The sequence below is a fragment of the Alcanivorax sp. HI0044 genome, assembly GCF_001634945.1.
Genome location: NZ_LWEZ01000977.1, coordinates 1 through 371 on the forward strand (window position 1 = coordinate 1; position 371 = coordinate 371).

The following is a 371-nucleotide window of genomic DNA, read 5'->3' on the forward strand; positions in this document are numbered from 1 at the left end:
TCCAGACACGAATCCCAAGGCCCGCCACCACAAACGATATCGCGAACAAGTCCCACCACTGATCATAGGTGTGACTATCCAAAAAATATTGCACATCTATTAAGGCAACTATTACCGCGGGAATCATAAGCACCGCCGGAGCGATACTACGCCATCGAAAAGCCCAGTCACCTTGATTGCACAATGTAGAGTAAAGCATTTTTTCCTCCTAAACCCCCCGGCTGATAACCGCCGGGGGAAGATTAGATTATCGTTGTAACTCGACAGCTTTTTTGCTCGAGAAAAACGCATAAAGACTTGGCAGTACCAGCAACGTTAACCCCGTCGCCGACACTAGCCCCCCGACAATTACCACTGCCAGCGGCCTTTGC

The 371-nt window shown here is 49.9% G+C and carries 2 protein-coding genes; both read right to left on the minus strand.

Annotated features, from left to right (window positions below):
- Nucleotides 1-199 (minus strand): hypothetical protein (locus tag A3730_RS32650; protein ID WP_231883936.1); only part of this gene is annotated, 199 nt, incomplete at its 3' end.
- Between the two features lie 48 nt (nt 200-247).
- The coding region (locus A3730_RS33045) for an efflux RND transporter permease subunit (protein WP_082872351.1) at nt 248-371 on the minus strand (124 nt) is incomplete at its 5' end.